The sequence below is a fragment of the Ensifer sp. YR511 genome (assembly GCF_900103045.1).
In the GTDB taxonomy this organism is placed as follows: domain Bacteria; phylum Pseudomonadota; class Alphaproteobacteria; order Rhizobiales; family Rhizobiaceae; genus Ensifer; species Ensifer adhaerens.
This window is the reverse complement of sequence record NZ_FNGR01000007.1, coordinates 236,432-254,767: the sequence shown is the minus strand read 5'-3', so window position 1 is coordinate 254,767 and position 18,336 is coordinate 236,432. Positions and strand designations below refer to the sequence as shown.

Below are 18,336 nucleotides of genomic sequence, written 5' to 3'. Positions count from 1 at the left end.
GTCGGAACGATTACAAATTCGAGAATATGTTCCAACGAGGAGCACCCGCGGAACAACGCAATCATTTTCCTTCATTATGCGCCGATTCAGAACGCATCCGGCAGGTGCCGCGGCCAGCCCCAAGGGGTCACGGTGACGATGTCGTAGCGCACGGAAAGCCTGCTGAAATCCGGCTGTTTCGCCAGCCAGAGATCGCTCGCGGCACGGATACGCCTCTGCGCTGTCGCCGTCACGGCGAAGACGCCGTCTTCGGCCGAGCGACGGGCCTTGACCTCGACGCAGGCGATGAGATCGCCGCGCCTTGCGATGATGTCGATCTCGCCAAGCTTGGTGCGATGGCGCATGGCGACGATGCGGTAGCCCTTGAGCAGAAGGCAAAGCGCGGCACGGTATTCGGCGAGATGCCCTCGCCTCAGCGCCTTCAGCTTCCGCTTGTCGCCACCATCAGTCGTCATGGCGCTCCTTCAACTGCAGCAGCCGGTCATAGAGTTCCTTGCGCGGCAGGCCCGTCTGGCGGGCGGCTTCGGTTGCCGCCTTGCCGGTCGGCATGTCGGCGACCAGGCTTTGCAGCAGCGCGTCGACGTCGGCCGCTTCCGGTTCGGGCGCGGCATCGGGAGGGCCTATGACGAGCACGATCTCGCCCTTGACCGGCCCCGCCTGTTCATAATGAGCTGCAAGCTCGCCGAGCGTGCCGCGGCGAAATTCCTCGAAGGTCTTGGTCAATTCGCGGCAGACGGACGCCCGCCTGCCCTCCCCCAAAACGTCGGCCGCCGCCGCAACCGTCGCAGCGATCCGGTGCGGCGATTCGAAGAACAGGATGGTTGCCGGCACGGTGGCGAGTTCCCTGAGGCGATCGCGTTTGGCCTTGTCCTTGGTCGGCAGGAAACCGGCAAAGAGGAAAGCATCGTTCGGCAGGCCGGACCCGACGAGGGCTGCAAGCGGCGCCGAGGCGCCGGGAATCGGCACGACGCGATGTCCGGCCTCGATCGCAAGCTGCCCCAGGCGGTAGCCGGGGTCGGAGACCAGTGGCGTGCCGGCATCAGAGACTAGTGCCACCGAACGCCCTTCGGCGAGCGCTGCCAGCAGCCGCGGACCGGCCTCGTCGGCATTGTGCTCGTGGTAGGCGTAGGGCCGATTGGTGATGCCGTAGCGATCAAGCAGAACACGGGTGACCCGCGTGTCCTCACAGGCAAGCACATCGGCGCCGGCCAATGTTTCCAGCGCGCGCAGCGTGATATCGCCGAGATTGCCGATCGGGGTTGCCACCAGATAGAGCGCGGCATCAAGGGGGCGGGCCGGAACGCTCACATTGTGCAGCCGGTAGCTGCGCTCCCTCTGTCCGCCGGCCGGTTCCGCTGTCCTTTGCTTTTCCACCTGTAACGTCCTGATCGTGCTTACCGATGTGTCTGTCCGGTCTTTATGAGTGAGCCACCATGGCAGAGCAAGGGCAAGACGACGGGCCCACGTGCCGCATCTGGGGACAGAAGCCCTCAAACCCCTTGCTTTCCGGGCGCTCTTTCTGCCATTTTGCCGGTCCACATCTATCCGGTCGGTCGGCCGGGGCACTCGCAGTTGACGCTCAGGCGGACGTTTCGCCCGCCGGGCAATGGTTGAAAGCGGCATCCCATGCGCATTACTCTCGAGCGATCCAACCTCCTGAAATCGCTGAACCACGTGCACCGCGTGGTGGAGCGGCGAAACACGATCCCGATCCTCTCGAACGTGCTCCTGCGTTCCGACGGCGCCAGCCTCGAAATGAAGGCGACCGACCTCGACCTCGAAATCACCGAGGCGACCCCGGCGCAGGTGGAGCAGGCGGGCGCGACCACCGTGCCAGCGCACCTGCTCTACGACATCGTGCGCAAGCTGCCCGACGGTTCGGAAGTGCTGCTCGCCACCAACGCCGAGGGCACGGCGATGACCGTCGCCTCGGGCCGTTCCAAGTTCTCGCTGCAGTGCCTGCCGCAATCCGACTTCCCGGATCTGACCGCCGGCAGCTTCTCGCATTCGTTCCGCCTCAAGGCGACTGACCTCAAGATGTTGATCGATCGCACCCAGTTCGCGATCTCGACTGAGGAAACCCGCTACTACCTCAACGGCATCTTCGTACACACGGTCGAAAGCAAGGGTGAGCTGAAACTGCGCGCCGTCGCAACCGACGGCCATCGCCTGGCGCGCGCCGACGTCGAGGCGCCATCCGGCTCCGAAGGCATGCCGGGCATCATCATCCCGCGCAAGACCGTCAGCGAATTGCAGAAGCTGCTCGACAACCCGGAACTCGTCGTCACTGTCGAAGTCTCGGACGCCAAGATCCGCCTGACGATCGGCTCGATCGTCATGACCTCGAAGCTGATCGACGGCACTTTCCCCGACTACCAGCGCGTCATCCCGGCCAACAACGACAAGGAACTGCGCGTCGATTGCCAGTCCTTCGCTCAGGCGGTCGATCGCGTATCGACGATCTCGTCGGAGCGCGGCCGCGCCGTCAAGTTGGCGCTGAACGAAGGCCAGATGACGCTGACGGTCAACAATCCCGATTCCGGCAGTGCTACGGAAGAACTGCCCGTCGGCTACGACCACGATCCGCTCGAAATCGGCTTCAACGCGAAGTACCTGCTCGACATTACTTCGCAGCTGACAGGCACCGATGCGATCTTCATGCTGGCAGACCCGGGCTCGCCGACGCTCGTCCGTGATCTGGCCGCTGAAGATGCGCTCTATGTGCTCATGCCGATGCGCGTGTAGCCGGGCCTGACGCGGCGCGAAATGCCAACCCGTCACGCCCGCGCGTGACGGGTTTTTTGTTGGCCGCGGCATCTGCGGACTGTTGATAAGCGAACGCTTTCAGGCGCAGACAGACTTGTTTTTGCCGCAGATGGGGACACATTATGATCACCGCCGCCGCGGCCGGCCCGAATCACCGGGCGAGGAATTTTGCGCGGACGGCCTGTGCGAGGAGAGGACAGCGGTTTTGAGGGGTTCAATGAATTTGCGCGTGAAGGTGAAGGAACGGCTCGGACGGAAGTTCGACGAAGAGATTCGCTTTTTCAAAGGATGGATGAGCAATGCCAAGGCCGTCGGCGCGATCCTGCCGACCTCCTCCGTCACAGCGCGCCGAATGGCGAGCGTCATCAATCCGGCCTCAGGCCTTCCGGTTCTTGAGCTCGGCCCCGGCACCGGCGTCATCACCAAGGCGATCCTGGAACGTGGCCTTGAGCCGTCCAATCTCGTGTCGATCGAGTATTCGACCGATTTCTACAATCAGCTCAAGACCAACTTCAACGGCGTCAACTTCATCAACGGCGACGCCTTCGATCTGGAACACACGCTCGGCGAACTCAACGGCCAGACCTTCGACAGCGTCGTCTCTGCCGTGCCGCTTCTGAACTTCCCGATGCATCGCCGCGTCGAACTGATCGACGATCTGCTGTCGCGCATTCCGGTCGGCCGGCCGGTCGTGCAGATTTCCTATGGGCCTTTGTCGCCCGTCGTTGCCATGCCGGACCGCTACAGCATCCAGCATCTCGACTTCGTCGTGCGCAACATTCCGCCGGCGCAGCTCTGGGTCTATCGCCGGGCGCACTGACGGGATGTTCGGCGTCTACGTCACCCATCCGCAGGTCCAGATCGATCCGGACGTGCCCGTCCCGCAATGGGGACTTTCCACTGTTGGCCGCGAACGCGCGGTCATCACCGCCCGATTGCCCTGGGTGCGTTCGCTCGGACGGATCGTTTCGAGCGACGAAACCAAGGCGATCGAGACGGCACAACTTTTGGCCGATGCGGCCGGCGTGACGGTCGAGGTCCACCACGACATGGGCGAGAACGATCGATCGGCCACCGGCTTCCTGCCGCCGCCGGAATTCGAGAAGGCGGCCGACTGGTTCTTCGCCAATCCCACCGAAAGCTTCAAGGGCTGGGAGCGCGCGATCGATGCCCAGAGCCGCATCTCGAACGCGGTCTTTCGGATCCTCGGCGATCACGATCCGAAAATCCCGATTGCCTTCGTCGGCCATGGCGGCGTCGGCACACTTCTGAAATGCCGCCTTACCGGCGCGCCAATCTCGCGCGCAGCCGACCAGAAGGGTGGTGGCGGCGGCAATGTCTTCGCTTTCCGCCTTGCGGATCGGACTGTTGCATGCGACTGGACCCCGATGGAACACTGGCAGGGGATTTAGACGATGACCGAAACCGCGCGCGACAGACTGATCGTAGGCCTCGACCTTCCGACGATTGCGGATGCCGAGAAGATCGTGTCGACGCTCGGCAACGATGTCTCCTTCTACAAGATCGGCTACCAGTTGGTCTTTGCCGGCGGCCTGGAATTCGCGCGCGACCTGGCCAAAAGCGGCAAGAACGTCTTCCTCGACATGAAGCTGCTCGACATCGACAACACGGTGGCCAAGGGCGTCGAGAACATCGCCAAGATGGGCATGTCGATGCTGACCCTGCACGCCTATCCGAAGGCGATGAAGGCGGCTGTCGAGGCTGCAAAAGGCTCCGACCTCTGCCTGCTCGGCGTCACCGTGCTCACCTCGATGGACGAGCAGGACGTGATCGATGCCGGCTATGAATACGATCCGCACACGCTGGTGCTGCGCCGGGCCGAACAGGCGCGCGCCGCCGGCATGGGCGGCATCGTCTGCTCAGCGGAAGAATCGGCGGCAGTGCGCAAGATCATCGGGCCGGACATGGCACTCGTCACCCCGGGCATTCGCCCGGCCGGCGCGGACAAGGGCGACCAGAAGCGGGTGATGACGCCCTCCGAGGCGCTCAAGGCCGGATCCAGCCATCTCGTCGTCGCGCGCCCAATCGTCGCAGCCGCCGAGCCGCTTGCGGCTGCCCGCGCCATCCTTGCCGAAATGAACGGTGCGCTCGCCCGCTGATGCCGGGCGACACCCGTCGGACCAGCGCGCCCGGTCGATCCGCTTGACCTCGGCCCAAATTTGCCGGAAGTAACACTCCCGTCAGCCTTTCGTGCTGCAAGACGAGGAGCTCAATATGGCCAAGGGATACTGGATCGCACGGGTCGATGTCCGCGACCCCGAGCGCTACAAGGACTATGTAGCGGCCGCAAAGCCCGCCTTCGAGAAATACGGCGCCAATTTTCTGGCACGCGGCGGGCTGCATCATCGGTTGGAGGGTGGCGTTCGCGCCCGCAACGTCGTCATCGAATTTCCATCGCTGCAGGCGGCGATCGACTGTTATAACTCTCCCGAGTACCAGATTGCCGCCGCGATCCGCCAGGAAGTCGCCGACGCCGAGATGGTGGTCGTCGAAGGCGTCTGATCCCACCGCCCCCAACCTTTAGCAGGCTCTGCACGCAGGCGTCGATTGGCCTTCACCTCTCGCGGCTGTTGGGTTATGTAGCAATCAATTCTTTCCGATCCGATCAGGAGTGCACATCCCATGACCTTGTCCAACCTTCCGCCGCTGGTGACGATTTTCGGCGGATCCGGGTTCGTCGGCCGTCATGTGGTGCGCGCGCTCGCCAAACGCGGCTATCGCATCCGCGTCGCCGTTCGCCGGCCGGACCTTGCCGGTCATCTCCAGCCGCTCGGCAATGTCGGCCAGATCTCCTTCGTTCAGGCGAACCTGCGCTACCGTAAATCGGTCGACCGCGCCGTTGAAGGCTCCGATCACGTCATCAACTGCGTCGGCGTACTGTTCGAGAGCGGCCGCAACACCTTCGATGCGGTCCAGGATTTCGGCGCCCGTGCCGTGGCTGAAGCGGCCCGCGGCGTCGGCGCGACGCTGACCCATATCTCCGCCATCGGCGCCGACGCCTCCTCTGCATCGAACTACGCCCGCAGCAAGGGCCGCGCCGAGGCCGCTATCCTTGAGACCAAGCCTGACGCGATCATCCTGCGTCCGTCGGTCGTCTTCGGTCCAGAGGACGGCTTCTTCAACAAATTCGCCAACATGGCCCGCTTCTCGCCGGTCCTGCCGCTGATCGGCGGCGGCGAGACGAAATTCCAGCCCGTCTACGTGACCGACGTCGCCGAAGCCGTGGCCCGCGCCGTCGACGGCAAGATCGCCAAGGGCAAGATCTACGAACTCGGCGGCCCTGACGTCTTGAGCTTCCGCGACTGTCTCGAGATCATGCTCAACACGATCGACCGCAAGCGCACGCTCGTCTCGCTGCCCTTCGGCGTCGCGTCTCTGATCGGCAGCGTTTCGTCGCTGATCCCCTTCGTCACGCCGCCGCTTACCGCCGACCAGGTGGTGTTGCTGAAATCCGACAATGTCGTCTCCGCAAAGGCCGTATCGGAAGGCCGCACACTTTCCGGCATCGGCATCGACCCGACGATGCTGGAATCGATCCTGCCGACCTATCTGGTGCGCTACCGCCCGCAGGGCCAGTACACCCGTAGCGGCCGCGCCGCCTGATCGGCAGCAACCCAACGATTTTTTTGAACGGCCGCCGGAACCACCGGCGGCCGTTTTCTGTTGTATTGCGGTAACAGCGTTGCAGTTCTGCCGCAGTCGGAAAAGCGATTGGCATTTACCGCAAATTCAACATGTCCTGATATTGATCATGTCATATCCACCAACTAAACACCGCCTCGCGCCCCCGATCCCAAGGCATGACGGCGGGCGGCGGCATCAATCTCGAAAGGCATAGCGTCCATGGGCAAGTCGATCGCAATCTTTTTTGCGTGTGCGGCACTGATCATTCTGGCTGGATCGTTCATGGCGCCGAACACGGTCGCCAGCAGCGGCAAGGATTGCGCACCGGCCTATGGCGTCGATCCGTGCACCACGGCATCGATCGACCTTTCCGGCCACTAAGGGCCGGCGCCTCGACGAGGCATCAAAAGTTATTGGCGGGGGCCAGTAGCCGCGTGCGTTTCACCATGAGACGCACGCGGCTTTGTTTTTAGGGCCTGACAACAGGTCAAGGAAAAAGGCGCGTCGGGGACGCGCCTTTTGTCATTGAGATCGTCGGTTCTGCTCAGCCAAGCAGCCACAGACCGATCAGGCCGGCGATCCCGACGATGATGCGCCAGATGGCGAAAGGCGTGAAACCGCGCCGCGAGACGAAGTCGAGCAATGAGCGCACGACGAAGATGCCGGCGACGAAGGCCGCAATGAAACCGACTGCAATCAGGGTAAAATCGTCAAAGGAGAGCGCATCGCGGTTCTTGTAGAGGTCCAGCGTAAAGGCGCCGACCATGGTCGGCATCGCCAGGAAGAACGAGAACTCGGCGGCCGAACGCTTGTCGGTGCCCATCAGCAGGGCGCCGGCGATCGTCGCGCCGGAACGGGACGTTCCGGGGATCATAGCCAGGCACTGGAACAGGCCGATCTTCAGCGCCAGCGACGGCGGGTAGTCCATCACGTCGGTATAGCGCGGCTTCAGCGGCAGATGGTCTATCGCATAAAGGATGACGCCGCCGACGATCAGTACGACGCAGATCAGGACAGGCGTCTCGAACAGCACCGTCTTGATAAAATCATGGGCAATGGCACCGATGACCGCCGCCGGCAGGAAGGCGAGCAGCACTGACACGACGAAGCGGCGCGCCTTGATGCTTGTCGGCAACGCCAGCGCGATCGACAGAAGCTTCTGGAAATAGACGAGCAGGATCGCCAGAATGGCGCCGAGCTGGATGAGGACGGCGAAGGTGTTGCCCGGCGACTTGAAGCCGAGGAAGTGGCCGGCGAGAAGGACGTGCGCCGTTGACGAGACGGGGATGAACTCCGTCAGGCCCTCGATCAGACCGAGGACAAGCGCACTGATGATCGATTGATCCGCCATATATGAGAATTTCCTGACAAGTTTTGGAGTGGGAGGAAAAGGCTGATTCGCTTGTGTTTGCCACCACAAATTTCTATAGCTCTAACACATGAGCCGTGGCCAGACGCTTGCGCCGCCACGCTGACGCCCCCAAGCCAAAGCCCTGAGAAGCCAGATCATCGATGCCGACACTGTATCACCACCCCATGTCCGCCGCTTCACGCTTCGTTCGCCTGATCCTTTCGGAATACGGCTACCAGACGGAATTGACGGACGAGCAGCCCTGGGAGAACCGGCGCGACTTCCTGGCTTTGAACCCGGCCGGAACGCTACCGGTCTATGTTGACGACAGTATGAGGGCGCTCTGTGGGGCGACGATCATCTCGGAATATCTCGACGAGACGAATGGCATCATGAAGCGGGATCGCCGCCTTCTGGCCGAGGATCCGTTCCAGCGCGCGGAAATCCGCCGGCTGGTCGAATGGTTCCTGCAGAAGATGGAAGCCGATGTGACGCGGCCGCTGGTGCGCGAGCGGATCTTCAAGCTGCAGATGACGCCGGACCAGGGCGGCGGCGCACCCGACAGCAAGGTCCTGCGGACCTCGCGCGCCAACATCCGCCAGCATATGAAGTATCTCTCCTGGCTTGCCGGCTCGCGGACCTGGCTTGCCGGCGACCGGATCTCCTATGCCGATCTTGCCGCCGCCGCGACGGTGTCCGTGCTCGATTATCTCGGCGAAATCGACTGGTCGGACGCCCCGAGCGCCAAGGAGTGGTACCAGCGGCTGAAGTCCCGCCCCTCCTTCCGGCCGCTGCTTGCCGAGCGCGTGCGCGGCGTCACCCCCGTTCCGCACTATGCGGATCTCGACTTCTGAGGCGAATACCGTGCCCGGCATCGATGCCAAGGCAGACAGTGAGGAACGGCGCCGGCTGAAGCTGACGGCGTTCCTGAAGGCAGAGGCGGCAGACAAGGGCTTCGATCTCTGTCGCATCACCCGGCCGGATGCCATTCCGCAAGCACCGGCCCGGCTTCGAGACTTTCTCGACGAGAGCTTTCACGGCACGATGGACTGGCTCGAAGAGACAGCCGAGCGCCGTTCCGATCCGCGCACGCTCTGGAGCGAGGTGCGCTCCGTCGTCATGTTCGCGATGAACTACGGCCCGGAACACGATCCGCGTGGCATTCTTGAGCGGACCGATCGCGGTGCGATCTCGGTCTATGCCCAGAACCGCGACTACCACGACATCATCAAGGGCAAGCTCAAGGAAGTCGCGACCCGCTTTGCCGCGCGCGCTGGCGAGTACGTCAAGGTCTTCGTCGATACCGCCCCGGTGATGGAAAAGCCGCTGGCGGAGCAGTCCGGCCTCGGCTGGCAGGGCAAGCACACCAATCTGGTCAGCCGCGAATTCGGCTCCTGGCTTTTTCTCGGCAGCCTGTTCACGACGGCGGACCTCGCCTTCGACGAAGCCGAGCGCGACCATTGCGGCTCCTGCCGCGCCTGCCTCGATGCCTGTCCGACAGACGCTTTCCCGGCGCCCTACCGGATCGACGCGCGACGTTGCATCTCTTACCTCACGATCGAGCACAAGGGGCCGATCGATCCCGAATTCCGGCCGCTGATCGGCAACCGCATCTATGGCTGCGACGACTGTCTTGCCGCCTGCCCCTGGAACAAGTTCGCGCAGGCAGCCTCGGAAATGAAGCTCAGAGCACGCGACGATCTGAAGGCGCCGTCGCTCGAAACCCTGCTTGACCTGGATGATCCGAGCTTTCGCAGCCTGTTCTCAGGCTCACCGGTCAAGCGCATCGGTCGCGACCGGTTCGTGCGGAACGTGCTGATCGCCGCCGGCAATTCAGGCAGCCAGGCGCTGGTGCCCGCAGTCAAGGCCCGCGTCAACGACACCTCAGCCGTGGTGCGGGCGATGGCGGTCTGGGCGCTGTCACGATTGGTCGCGCCTGCGGCGCTTGCGGAATTTGCCGAACAATGCGAGCCAGAGACGGACGAAGACGTCCTCAACGAATGGCAGATCGCGGGAGTGAGCCGATGCATGTCCTGATCCTTGGCGCCGGTTACTCCGGTACGGCAATCGCAAAAGCGATGGCCCCAACGGCCACAAGCGTTATCGGCACCACCAGGAGCGAGGAGAAGGCGGCAAAACTCGAAAGGGCCGGCATCCGCCCGGTGCTCTTCGACGGCGAGACGATCTCCGACGACCTTGCCGCCGCCCTCGGCAAGGCAACTCATCTGATCCAGTCGATCGCGCCCGGTCGCGATGGCGATCCCATGTTCCGCACCACGAGCCCGGACCTCACGCAGATCGCGCCGAACCTCGAATGGATCGGCTATCTCTCAACGGTCGGGGTCTATGGCGACCATGGCGGCGAATGGGTCACCGAGGACATGCTGCGCAAGCCGGTCTCGGCCCGCTCTGTCGAGCGCGTGGAAGCGGAGGACGCCTGGATCGCCTTCGGCAAGAACCAGGATATTCCGGTCGCGGTGCTCAGGCTCTCCGGCATCTACGGACCCGGACGCAACGCCTTCTGCAATCTCGAAAACGGCACGGCACGGCGGCTGGTCAAGCCCGGCCAGGTGTTCAATCGAATCCGCGTCGAGGATATCGGCGCCGCAGCGCTGTTCCTCGCCAACAATGGCACCAGCGGCGTCTTCAACATCACCGACAACGAGCCGGCGCCGCCGCAGGACGTGGTCGCGGAAGCCGCCCGGCTGATGGGCGTCGAGCCGCCGCCGGAAACGCCTTTCGAGCAAGCCGAACTGTCACCGATGGCCCGCACTTTCTATGGAGAAAACAAGCGGGTTTCGAATGCCCGCATGCGTGCGACCGGTTTTGAATTTGCCTTTCCGGATTATCGCGTCTCGCTTGCACAGCTTTGGCAGTCGGGCGCGTGGCGCGGACAGTGAAATGCAATACGGCACCCGCCAGATAGCATAACCCGTAATGCTTATAGAACGTCGATAGTCAGTCCGTCAGTAATGGCCAGGGCTCGGCCATCGCAATTGTGACATTCTTTGGATATTCGTTCGATACTTGGCTAATTTCATACAACCTGCGCGCTAGTAACGAATTTTCGACCATCCGGATTCCGGAAAATTGGTCCAATTCGAAATTTTTAATGAAATTTTTCGTTTACGGGCGGGTTCGGCTCACGTGCGGAGGCTGGCGAACGCTCAACCCCTGATTCCAAAGAACTCCTGTCTGCGTTTAAACTATTTCAAACAATCTTCGTTTTTGAAATTTCGTCATTTTTTAATAAATCCTAATAGAGCGTAAATGGTTGAAGCACGTTTTTGCCATTTTTCGCCCCAATTAGCGGTTCTCAGAAGTTTTTAACCAAGTGTTTTGACCGAGGGGATCGCCAGTTTGACGCCAGCGAAGATCAAGACGGCTGCCGCTGCAGCGCTATTCACGGCCACTATCGGTCTCGTCTCCGTTTCCGATAGCCATGCAGCCGGCGCCGGCTGCGGCGGCGCATCCTGGTATGCGCTGAGCTCCAAGACCGCCTCCGGCGAGCGCATGAATGCCGCTCACCTGACGGCCGCCCATCGCAGCCTGAAATTCGGCACCAAGGTGCAGGTCACCAACAAGCGCAACGGCAAGAGCGTTATCGTTCGCATCAACGATCGTGGCCCGTTTATCCGCGGTCGCGTCATGGATCTTTCCAAGGCTGCAGCATCGCAGATCGGCATGGTCCGCTCCGGCACTGCCAGCGTCTGCTATCGCGTCGTCAATTCCTGATCTTGAAATACTGCTACCCGGCCTGCGGGCGGGTGGATCTACTTCGCTAAAGACCGTTCTCGGCGGTTAATCTTCTCCGCCGTCTTGCTCTTCGATGCCATCGCCGTTACCACGGCGAAAAAGGAGTTGATCGAAGATGCGTTTGGGCGGCAGGCTCGCTGGAGCCATTGAGGTTCTTGAGGATATCGAAAAGCGGAAGCGCCCGGTCGCCGACGCGCTCAAGGATTGGGGCCTTGGCCACCGTTTCGCCGGATCCGGCGATCGCTCGGCGATCGGCAACATCGTCTACGACGCCCTTCGCATGAAGCTCTCCCACGCCTACCTGATGGATAGCGACAGCGCCTCGGCCCTCGGCCACGCGGTGATGTACCGCCAGTGGGGCTTTTCGCCCGAGGCGCTGGCCGCCGAGCTCGATGGCGACAAGTTCGCGCCGGAGGCACCGGCCGAACAGCTTCAAGCCTTCAGGTCGCGCCGGATCGAGGACGCCCCGGCCCATGTGCAGGGCGACATCCCCGAATGGGTCCAGGCCTCCTTTGAAGAGAACTTTTCCGACGACTGGCTGGAAGAAGCCAAGGCGCTCGCCGGCCGGCCGACGCTGGACCTGCGCGCAAACACGCTGAAGGCGTCGCGCGCCAAGGTCCTGAAGGCACTGGAGCGTAGCGGTGCCGAGGCCGCAACGATCGCCCGTAATGGTATCCGCATTCCCGCCGGCGAAGGCGCCTCGCGCCTGCCGAACGTCACGGCCGAGCTTTCCTTCCAGAAGGGCTGGTTCGAGGTTCAGGACGAGGGCTCGCAGATCGTCGCCGATCTCGCCTATCCGCAGGAAGGCGAACAGGTGCTCGACTATTGCGCCGGCGGCGGCGGCAAGACGCTCGCCATGTCGGCGGCGATGAACAACAAGGGCCAGGTGCACGCCTACGACACCGACCGCAAGCGGCTAGCCCCGATCATCGAGCGGCTGAAGCGCGCCGGCACCCGCAATGTCCAGGTGCATGAATCCACCGACAGCCTCGCGCCGCTTGCCGGCCGTTTCGACCGCGTGCTGGTCGATGCGCCCTGCACCGGCACCGGTACCTGGCGCCGTCGCCCCGACACCAAGTGGCGGCTGAACCAGAAGAACCTCGAAGAGCGCATCTCCCAGCAGGAAGAAGCGCTGGCAAGCGCTGCCCAGTTCGTCCGTCCCGGCGGCCATCTGATCTACGTCACCTGCTCGGTACTGCCTGAGGAAAACGAGGCGCAGGTCTACGGCTTCTGCGAAGACAATCCGGAATTCGAGATCCTGTCGGCCGCCGATATCTGGGCGACGCTGTTCGGCACCGACAAGCCGCAGCCCTGGTCGGCAGACATGAAGACGGTGACGCTGACACCCGCTTCCACCGGCACGGACGGCTTCTTCTTCTGCCTGATGCAACGCAAGGGTTAACGCCGTTTGACGATCGGCAAAAGACGCGCATCAGATTGAAAGCGTTCTAAACTATACACTTTGACACAAGTTTGCTTTTGGTTCATGAGAAGCGGGCTCGGCGGGGCCTTTTCTGATGGCTCGACGGCTGAACGACGCCATGTTTTGCGGCTCGTTCGACGGCGCCGGGGGACGCAACAGGAGAGGGTCATGACCAAGAAATTTTTCCGGGGCGCCGCGCTGGCGCTGATGACGGCGACCTCGGCGATGGCCCTGCAGCCGGCCCATGCCGCAACCGATGCCGCCGCCGTGGTGAAGCACTACACCGCCGTCGCCCACGCCAAGTTCGAAGACGCGCTGACGACCGCAGAAGCGCTCGACAAGGCCGTTGACGCGCTGATCGCGACGCCGAGCGAAGAAACGCTGAAGGCCGCGCGCGACGCCTGGAAGAAGGCCCGCAACCCCTACCAGGAAACCGAAGTCTACCGTTTCGGCAATGCGATCGTTGACGAGTGGGAAGGTAAGGTCAACGCCTGGCCGCTCGACGAGGGCCTGATCGACTATGTCGATCCGAGCTATGGCACCGAGAGCGACGAGAACGCGCTGTTCACCGCCAATGTCATCGCCAACAAGACGATCAAGATCGACGGCAAGGACGTCGACGCTTCCAACATCACGCCGGAATTCCTGGCGGGCACGCTACAGGAAGCCGGCGGCATCGAAGCAAACGTCGCGACCGGCTACCACGCGATCGAGTTCCTGCTCTGGGGCCAGGACCTGAACGGGACCAAGGCCGGCGCCGGCAACCGCCCCTTCACCGACTACGACACCAAGGCCTGCACCGGCGGAAATTGCGACCGCCGCGCCGCCTACCTCAAGGCTGCGACCGAGCTGCTCGTTTCCGACCTCAAGGAGATGGTTGCCAACTGGACGCCGGATGGTGCCGCGACCAAGGCGGTCGAGGCCGACCCGAAGGCTGGTCTCGTCGCCATCCTCACCGGCATGGGCTCGCTCTCCTATGGCGAACTGGCGGGCGAGCGGATGAAGCTCGGCCTGCTGCTGCACGATCCGGAAGAAGAGCATGACTGCTTCTCCGACAACACGCACAACTCGCACCTGCACGACGCGATCGGCATCCAGTCGGCCTATACCGGCGAATATACCCGCGTCGACGGCACGAAGATGACCGGCCCGTCGCTGTCCGAACTCGTCGCCGCCAAGGATGCAGCGCTCGACAAGGAAATGGCCGGCAACCTTTCGACCACGGTCGAGAAGATGCAGGCGATGGCCAAGCGCGCGGAAACGACCGAGGCCTACGACCAGATGATCGGCGAAGGCAATGCCGAGGGCAACGCCACCGTTCAGGCGGCGATCGACGGCCTGATCGCCCAGGCAAAGACCGTACAGCGCGTCATTGCGTCGCTGGATCTCGGCACCGTCGAGCTTGAAGGTTCCGACAGCCTGGATAATCCTAACGCCGTCTTCCAATAAGCTGAAAAGGCGGGCCGCGTCGACAAAGACGCGGCCCGATCCTCCTGAGATGAAATCTGGCGCTTTCCGCCTTTGCGCGCTTGTTCTCGTTCAAGCGCTTTTCACGGCCCTGCCCGCCTTCGCCGGCGACGGCCTTTTGACCGAACGCTCCGACCTCAACGACAAGGACCGCCAGCGGGTCCAGGCGGTGACGCGGCCTGCGACCGATTTCTCCAAGGCGGAAACCTTCGAAGCCATGTCCGGCGGTGCGGCCACCTCGATCGCGCCCGTCAATGCCGACAGTTTTTCGCAATTCTCGGCCAATCTCACCTTCCAAGAGGAAGAGGGCTTCAAGCTCGGCAACGCGCTCTTTCGCAAGCTTTGGGTTTCCTCCCCCTCCTCCACACAGGCCTCCGACGGGCTCGGACCACTCTACAACGCCCGAGCCTGCCAGAGCTGTCACCTGAAGGACGGGCGCGGCCGGCCACCGGAAGGTGCCGTCGATACAACCTCGATGTTCTTCCGCCTGGCGCGGCCGCCCCGCGACGACGAGGAGCGCCGGATGATTGCGGCGCACGAGGTGGTGAACTTCGGCGACGCTGTTTATGGCGCCCAGCTTCAGGATAGCGCCGTGCCCGGCCTTGCCGCCGAAGGCCATCTGAAGATCAGCTACACCGAGGAGCCCTTCACTTTCCCCGACGGCGAAACGGCCTCTCTGCGCCGACCAGGCTATTCGGTGGCCGATCTCGCCTATGGCCCGCTCGATCCGGAAACCACGCTCTCGCCGCGTGTGGCGCAGCCGATGATCGGCCTTGGCCTGATCGAGGCGATCCACGAGGCGGACATCCTCGCCCTTGCCGACCCCGACGATAGGGATGGCGACGGCATCAGCGGACGGCCGGCGCTGACGCGCGACGCCAGGACCGGCAAGCTCATGCTCGGGCGCTTCGGCTGGAAGGCGCAGAACGCCACCGTGCGGCAACAGAGCGCCGATGCCTTCGCCACCGACATCGGCATCTCTTCACCCGACGCCGACCGCCCGCATGGCGACTGCACCGCGGCCCAGGCAAAATGCCTGACCATGCCGACCGGCGAGCAGGCACGCCTTGGCCCCACAGAAGCGCCCGACCCGGTGCTCAACCTCGTGACCTTCTATTCGGAGAACCTGGCCGTGCCGGCGCGGCGCAAGGCGAGCTTTGCGGAGACACTGCGTGGCAAGAAGGTCTTCTACGAACTCGGCTGCACCAGTTGCCACACACCGAAATTCGTCACCCGCCGGGACGCGGCCAACAAGGCGCAGTCGTTCCAGCTGATCTGGCCCTATTCCGATTTCCTGCTGCACGACATGGGCGAGGGTCTTGCCGACGGACAGCAGGTGGGTGTGGCCACCGGCCGCGAGTGGCGCACGCCGCCGCTTTGGGGCATCGGCTTGACGAAGACCGTCAGTGGGCACACTTTCCTGCTCCACGACGGACGCGCCCGCAATTTCACCGAAGCGATCCTCTGGCACGGCGGCGAAGGGCAGAAGGCCCGTGACGCCTTTGCCGCCCTTGCCGCAAGCGATCGCCGCGATCTCCTTGCCTTCCTGGAGTCACTCTAATGCCCCGCACGCATACGCTTACTCTCGCTTTTGCCCTGACCTTGACCGCCGTTTTCCCGGCGGTGGCCCAGGAAGGAAGCGCGCTCTCGCCGCGCGTCGTCAACGAGGCGGCCGTGCCCGCGGTCATGGCCAAAGCCGTCGACGGCTTCATCATCCCCGGCTATCGCAACCTCACGGAAAAGACCGCTGCCGCCACGCAGGCCACGGCCAAGCTCTGCGCGGCGCCGTCGCAGGCGACGGTCGATGGCGCTCGCGTTGCCTTTTCCGAGATGGTCGGCGCCTGGTCGGCGATCGAGGTGGTGAGGCTTGGTCCGGCACTTGAGCAGAACCGCTTCGAGCGGTTCCTGTTCTACCCCGACCGCAAGAGCACGGGCCTGAAGCAGGTGCAGGCGATCGTTTCGAAGCACGATGAAAGCGCAACGGACGAAGCCAAACTCAAGGGCAAGAGCGTCGCCGCACAAGGGCTCGGCGCGCTCGAATACGTGCTCTATGGCACGGGCGCCGAGTCACTTCTGAACAAGGATGGCGATTTCCGCTGCCGCTACGGCCTAGCGATCACCAAGAACCTCGACACGATCGCCAACGAGTTCCTGGCCGCATGGCAGAAGCCCGATGGCATTCAGGCTGCCTGGAAACATCCGGGCCCTGACAATCCCGAGTTCCGCGACAACCGCGAAGCGGCAACAGAACTGCTCGGCATTCTCGTCCATGGCGTCGAGACGGTGAAGGACCAGCGGCTGAAGCCGTTCTACGAGAGCAAGGACGACAAGGGACATCCGAAGCTCGCGATCTACTGGCGCTCCGGCAACACCATGCCGTCGATCGCCGCCAACGTGCGGGGCCTGAAGACACTGTTCGACGTTGCCGACATGCAGAGCCTTTTGCCGGAAGACAGCCGCTCGGTCGCGGGTTCCGCCGACTTCGTCTTGAAGTCGGTGATCGGCATGGCCGGCAACATCGACGGACCGATCGATCAGGCGCTCGAGGACAAGGACAAACGGGCCAAGCTCGCCTTCCTGTCGCTCAATACCAATGACCTTCTCGATCGACTGAACAAGGATTTCGGCGGTGCGATCGGGCTTGGCGCGGGCTTCTCCTTTGCCGACGGCGACTAGAGCGGGATGAGGAAACGTGTGCGCGGTTTCCGCCCGCATCCCGCTCAAGCGCCGAGTGTTGACAATCAAGGTTTTTGGGCGCAAAGCGCTTCCCGTGTCCGCTCTCGCGGGCACGTTTCACCACAAGGACCAACTCCCAATGAACCCCGACAGTCGAAGTCGAGCCTTCACGCTCACGGCCGTCCGGTCCTGATTGATCAGGGCTTCAGGCGGTCGGATGACTCGCCCTATGGAGCCCAATATGCTGCGCATCTACAAAAGCCAGAACAGCCACCTCGTGCTTGTCGACATGATCGACGGCATCGCCCTGCCGACGCCGGCAATCTGGTACGACCTCTACAATCCATCGGCCGAGGAAACGCGGCTCGTCGAAGGCCAGCTCGGCATCGAGATCCCGACCCGCGACGAGATGCAGGAGATCGAGCTTTCCGACCGCCTCTACCAGGAGGCCGGCGCCGAATTCATGACGATGACGGCCGCCGCCAAGCTCGACAGCGATTATCCGGTCAAGGTGCCGGTGACCTTCATTCTCAAGGGCACGACGCTGGTTACCGTGCGCCACGCGGACCCGAAGCCGTTCCAGAATTTTTCCAATCGCATCCAGAAGGCAAACGGCCAGATCTGCGAAAGCGGCGAACTGGTGATGCTCGGGCTGCTTGAGGCGATCATCGACCGTACGGCGGATGCCCTGGAGCGCGCCGGCAGCGAGGTCGACGGAATTTCGCGGGATGTGTTCCGCAAGACCAATGCCAGCGCCACCAAGAAGACGCGCGACCTGCAGTCGCTGATCGAGCAGATCGGCCAGAAGGGCGACCTTTTGACGGTCATCCGCGAAAGCCTGGTCAGCATCGGCCGGCTCGTCGCCTATCATGTGGCGCTCGAAGGCATGGGGCCGCGCAAGGCAGGCAAGGAAAGCCGGCAGCGGATCAAGCTGATCCAGCGGGACGCGACGTCGCTTGGTGATCACGCGCTGTTCCTGTCGAACAAGATCAATTTCCTGCTCGACGCGACGCTTGGCCTCATCAACCTCGAGCAGAACCAAATCATCAAGATCTTCTCGGTTGCCGCCGTCGTCTTCCTGCCGCCGACGCTGGTCGCCTCGATCTACGGCATGAACTTCGGGGTGATGCCGGAACTGCAGTGGGAATTCGGCTACCCTGCGGCACTGATGCTGATGGTGATCTCGGCGATCGTGCCCTATTTCTACTTCAAGCGCCGGGGCTGGCTCTGAGCGCGCAACCTGCTGCATCGC

At 62.9% G+C, this 18,336-nt stretch carries 19 protein-coding genes; 16 read left to right on the top strand and 3 right to left on the bottom strand.

Annotation, left to right across the window (positions count from 1 at the left end; all coding sequences use genetic code 11):
• Positions 1-86: 86 nt before the first annotated feature.
• Positions 87-455, bottom strand: coding sequence for a YraN family protein (locus BLU15_RS15845; protein ID WP_090296329.1), 369 nt, complete (start codon positions 453-455; stop codon positions 87-89).
• Positions 445-1,374: a 16S rRNA (cytidine(1402)-2'-O)-methyltransferase gene (gene rsmI / locus BLU15_RS15840; protein WP_090296326.1), complete on the bottom strand. Its 930-nt coding sequence runs from the start codon at positions 1,372-1,374 to the stop codon at positions 445-447. The genes BLU15_RS15845 and rsmI overlap by 11 nt, the downstream gene beginning before the upstream one ends.
• A gap of 252 nt (positions 1,375-1,626) precedes the next feature.
• Here rsmI and dnaN point away from each other — a divergent pair, with 252 nt between their 5' ends.
• The 7 genes from dnaN to BLU15_RS15805 all read left to right on the top strand — a co-directional run bounded on the left by dnaN (position 1,627) and on the right by BLU15_RS15805 (position 6,792).
• Complete coding sequence (gene dnaN / locus BLU15_RS15835) at positions 1,627-2,745, top strand: DNA polymerase III subunit beta (protein WP_034804468.1); 1,119 nt, start codon at positions 1,627-1,629, stop codon at positions 2,743-2,745.
• 238 nt (positions 2,746-2,983) lie between these two features.
• Complete coding sequence (pmtA, locus tag BLU15_RS15830; protein ID WP_082005986.1) at positions 2,984-3,586, top strand: phospholipid N-methyltransferase PmtA; 603 nt, start codon at positions 2,984-2,986, stop codon at positions 3,584-3,586.
• Positions 3,587-3,590: 4 nt separating this feature from the next.
• Complete coding sequence (locus BLU15_RS15825; protein ID WP_090296324.1) at positions 3,591-4,178, top strand: histidine phosphatase family protein; 588 nt, start codon at positions 3,591-3,593, stop codon at positions 4,176-4,178.
• A 3-nt stretch (positions 4,179-4,181) separates the two neighbouring features.
• Complete coding sequence (gene pyrF, locus BLU15_RS15820; protein WP_034804475.1) at positions 4,182-4,886, top strand: orotidine-5'-phosphate decarboxylase; 705 nt, start codon at positions 4,182-4,184, stop codon at positions 4,884-4,886.
• A 115-nt stretch (positions 4,887-5,001) separates the two neighbouring features.
• The gene (locus BLU15_RS15815) at positions 5,002-5,289 is read left to right on the top strand and encodes a DUF1330 domain-containing protein (protein ID WP_034804478.1); all 288 of its coding nucleotides are present in this window, start codon (positions 5,002-5,004) and stop codon (positions 5,287-5,289) included.
• Positions 5,290-5,409: 120 nt separating this feature from the next.
• Complete coding sequence (locus tag BLU15_RS15810) at positions 5,410-6,390, top strand: complex I NDUFA9 subunit family protein (protein WP_060519663.1); 981 nt, start codon at positions 5,410-5,412, stop codon at positions 6,388-6,390.
• A 240-nt stretch (positions 6,391-6,630) separates the two neighbouring features.
• Positions 6,631-6,792, top strand: coding sequence for a hypothetical protein (locus BLU15_RS15805; RefSeq protein ID WP_034804494.1), 162 nt, complete (start codon positions 6,631-6,633; stop codon positions 6,790-6,792).
• Positions 6,793-6,955: 163 nt separating this feature from the next.
• Here BLU15_RS15805 and BLU15_RS15800 read toward each other — a convergent pair whose 3' ends face one another.
• The gene (locus BLU15_RS15800) at positions 6,956-7,762 is read right to left on the bottom strand and encodes an undecaprenyl-diphosphate phosphatase (protein WP_034804497.1); all 807 of its coding nucleotides are present in this window, start codon (positions 7,760-7,762) and stop codon (positions 6,956-6,958) included.
• A gap of 161 nt (positions 7,763-7,923) precedes the next feature.
• Here BLU15_RS15800 and BLU15_RS15795 point away from each other — a divergent pair, with 161 nt between their 5' ends.
• The 9 genes from BLU15_RS15795 (at position 7,924) to BLU15_RS15755 (ending at position 18,315) form a co-directional block, all read left to right on the top strand.
• Positions 7,924-8,616, top strand: coding sequence for a glutathione S-transferase family protein (locus BLU15_RS15795; RefSeq protein WP_090296322.1), 693 nt, complete (start codon positions 7,924-7,926; stop codon positions 8,614-8,616).
• The gene (queG, locus tag BLU15_RS15790; RefSeq protein ID WP_162731847.1) at positions 8,597-9,799 is read left to right on the top strand and encodes a tRNA epoxyqueuosine(34) reductase QueG; all 1,203 of its coding nucleotides are present in this window, start codon (positions 8,597-8,599) and stop codon (positions 9,797-9,799) included. Before BLU15_RS15795 ends, queG begins: the two co-directional genes overlap by 20 nt.
• Positions 9,787-10,662: an SDR family oxidoreductase gene (locus BLU15_RS15785; protein WP_090296317.1), complete on the top strand. Its 876-nt coding sequence runs from the start codon at positions 9,787-9,789 to the stop codon at positions 10,660-10,662. Before queG ends, BLU15_RS15785 begins: the two co-directional genes overlap by 13 nt.
• Positions 10,663-11,122: 460 nt before the next feature.
• On the top strand, positions 11,123-11,497 hold the full coding sequence (locus BLU15_RS15780) for a septal ring lytic transglycosylase RlpA family protein (RefSeq protein WP_060519659.1): 375 nt from the start codon (positions 11,123-11,125) through the stop codon (positions 11,495-11,497).
• 136 nt (positions 11,498-11,633) lie between these two features.
• A complete protein-coding gene (locus BLU15_RS15775) occupies positions 11,634-12,920 on the top strand; it encodes an RsmB/NOP family class I SAM-dependent RNA methyltransferase (protein WP_034804507.1) in 1,287 nt (428 codons plus the stop codon).
• 189 nt (positions 12,921-13,109) lie between these two features.
• Positions 13,110-14,390 (top strand): imelysin family protein, encoded by a 1,281-nt coding sequence (locus BLU15_RS15770; RefSeq protein WP_090296315.1) that lies wholly within the window; start codon positions 13,110-13,112, stop codon positions 14,388-14,390.
• A 49-nt stretch (positions 14,391-14,439) separates the two neighbouring features.
• Positions 14,440-15,969, top strand: a complete 1,530-nt coding sequence (locus BLU15_RS15765; protein ID WP_060580620.1) for a di-heme oxidoreductase family protein — start codon at positions 14,440-14,442, stop codon at positions 15,967-15,969.
• Positions 15,969-17,084 (top strand): imelysin family protein, encoded by a 1,116-nt coding sequence (locus tag BLU15_RS15760; RefSeq protein ID WP_090296312.1) that lies wholly within the window; start codon positions 15,969-15,971, stop codon positions 17,082-17,084. The genes BLU15_RS15765 and BLU15_RS15760 overlap by 1 nt, the downstream gene beginning before the upstream one ends.
• 241 nt (positions 17,085-17,325) lie before the next feature.
• Positions 17,326-18,315, top strand: coding sequence for a magnesium transporter CorA family protein (locus tag BLU15_RS15755; protein WP_060519881.1), 990 nt, complete (start codon positions 17,326-17,328; stop codon positions 18,313-18,315).
• Positions 18,316-18,336 lie beyond the last annotated feature (21 nt).

Coding starts and splice junctions, on each gene's coding strand:
- BLU15_RS15845 (WP_090296329.1), bottom strand. CDS start 455: ATGACGACTGATGGTGGCGACAAGCGGAAGCTGAAGGCGCTGAGGCGA.
- dnaN (WP_034804468.1), top strand. CDS start 1,627: ATGCGCATTACTCTCGAGCGATCCAACCTCCTGAAATCGCTGAACCAC.
- pmtA (WP_082005986.1), top strand. CDS start 2,984: ATGAATTTGCGCGTGAAGGTGAAGGAACGGCTCGGACGGAAGTTCGAC.
- BLU15_RS15825 (WP_090296324.1), top strand. CDS start 3,591: ATGTTCGGCGTCTACGTCACCCATCCGCAGGTCCAGATCGATCCGGAC.
- pyrF (WP_034804475.1), top strand. CDS start 4,182: ATGACCGAAACCGCGCGCGACAGACTGATCGTAGGCCTCGACCTTCCG.
- BLU15_RS15815 (WP_034804478.1), top strand. CDS start 5,002: ATGGCCAAGGGATACTGGATCGCACGGGTCGATGTCCGCGACCCCGAG.
- BLU15_RS15810 (WP_060519663.1), top strand. CDS start 5,410: ATGACCTTGTCCAACCTTCCGCCGCTGGTGACGATTTTCGGCGGATCC.
- BLU15_RS15805 (WP_034804494.1), top strand. CDS start 6,631: ATGGGCAAGTCGATCGCAATCTTTTTTGCGTGTGCGGCACTGATCATT.
- BLU15_RS15800 (WP_034804497.1), bottom strand. CDS start 7,762: ATGGCGGATCAATCGATCATCAGTGCGCTTGTCCTCGGTCTGATCGAG.
- BLU15_RS15795 (WP_090296322.1), top strand. CDS start 7,924: ATGCCGACACTGTATCACCACCCCATGTCCGCCGCTTCACGCTTCGTT.
- queG (WP_162731847.1), top strand. CDS start 8,597: ATGCGGATCTCGACTTCTGAGGCGAATACCGTGCCCGGCATCGATGCC.
- BLU15_RS15785 (WP_090296317.1), top strand. CDS start 9,787: ATGCATGTCCTGATCCTTGGCGCCGGTTACTCCGGTACGGCAATCGCA.
- BLU15_RS15775 (WP_034804507.1), top strand. CDS start 11,634: ATGCGTTTGGGCGGCAGGCTCGCTGGAGCCATTGAGGTTCTTGAGGAT.
- BLU15_RS15770 (WP_090296315.1), top strand. CDS start 13,110: ATGACCAAGAAATTTTTCCGGGGCGCCGCGCTGGCGCTGATGACGGCG.
- BLU15_RS15765 (WP_060580620.1), top strand. CDS start 14,440: ATGAAATCTGGCGCTTTCCGCCTTTGCGCGCTTGTTCTCGTTCAAGCG.
- BLU15_RS15760 (WP_090296312.1), top strand. CDS start 15,969: ATGCCCCGCACGCATACGCTTACTCTCGCTTTTGCCCTGACCTTGACC.
- BLU15_RS15755 (WP_060519881.1), top strand. CDS start 17,326: ATGCTGCGCATCTACAAAAGCCAGAACAGCCACCTCGTGCTTGTCGAC.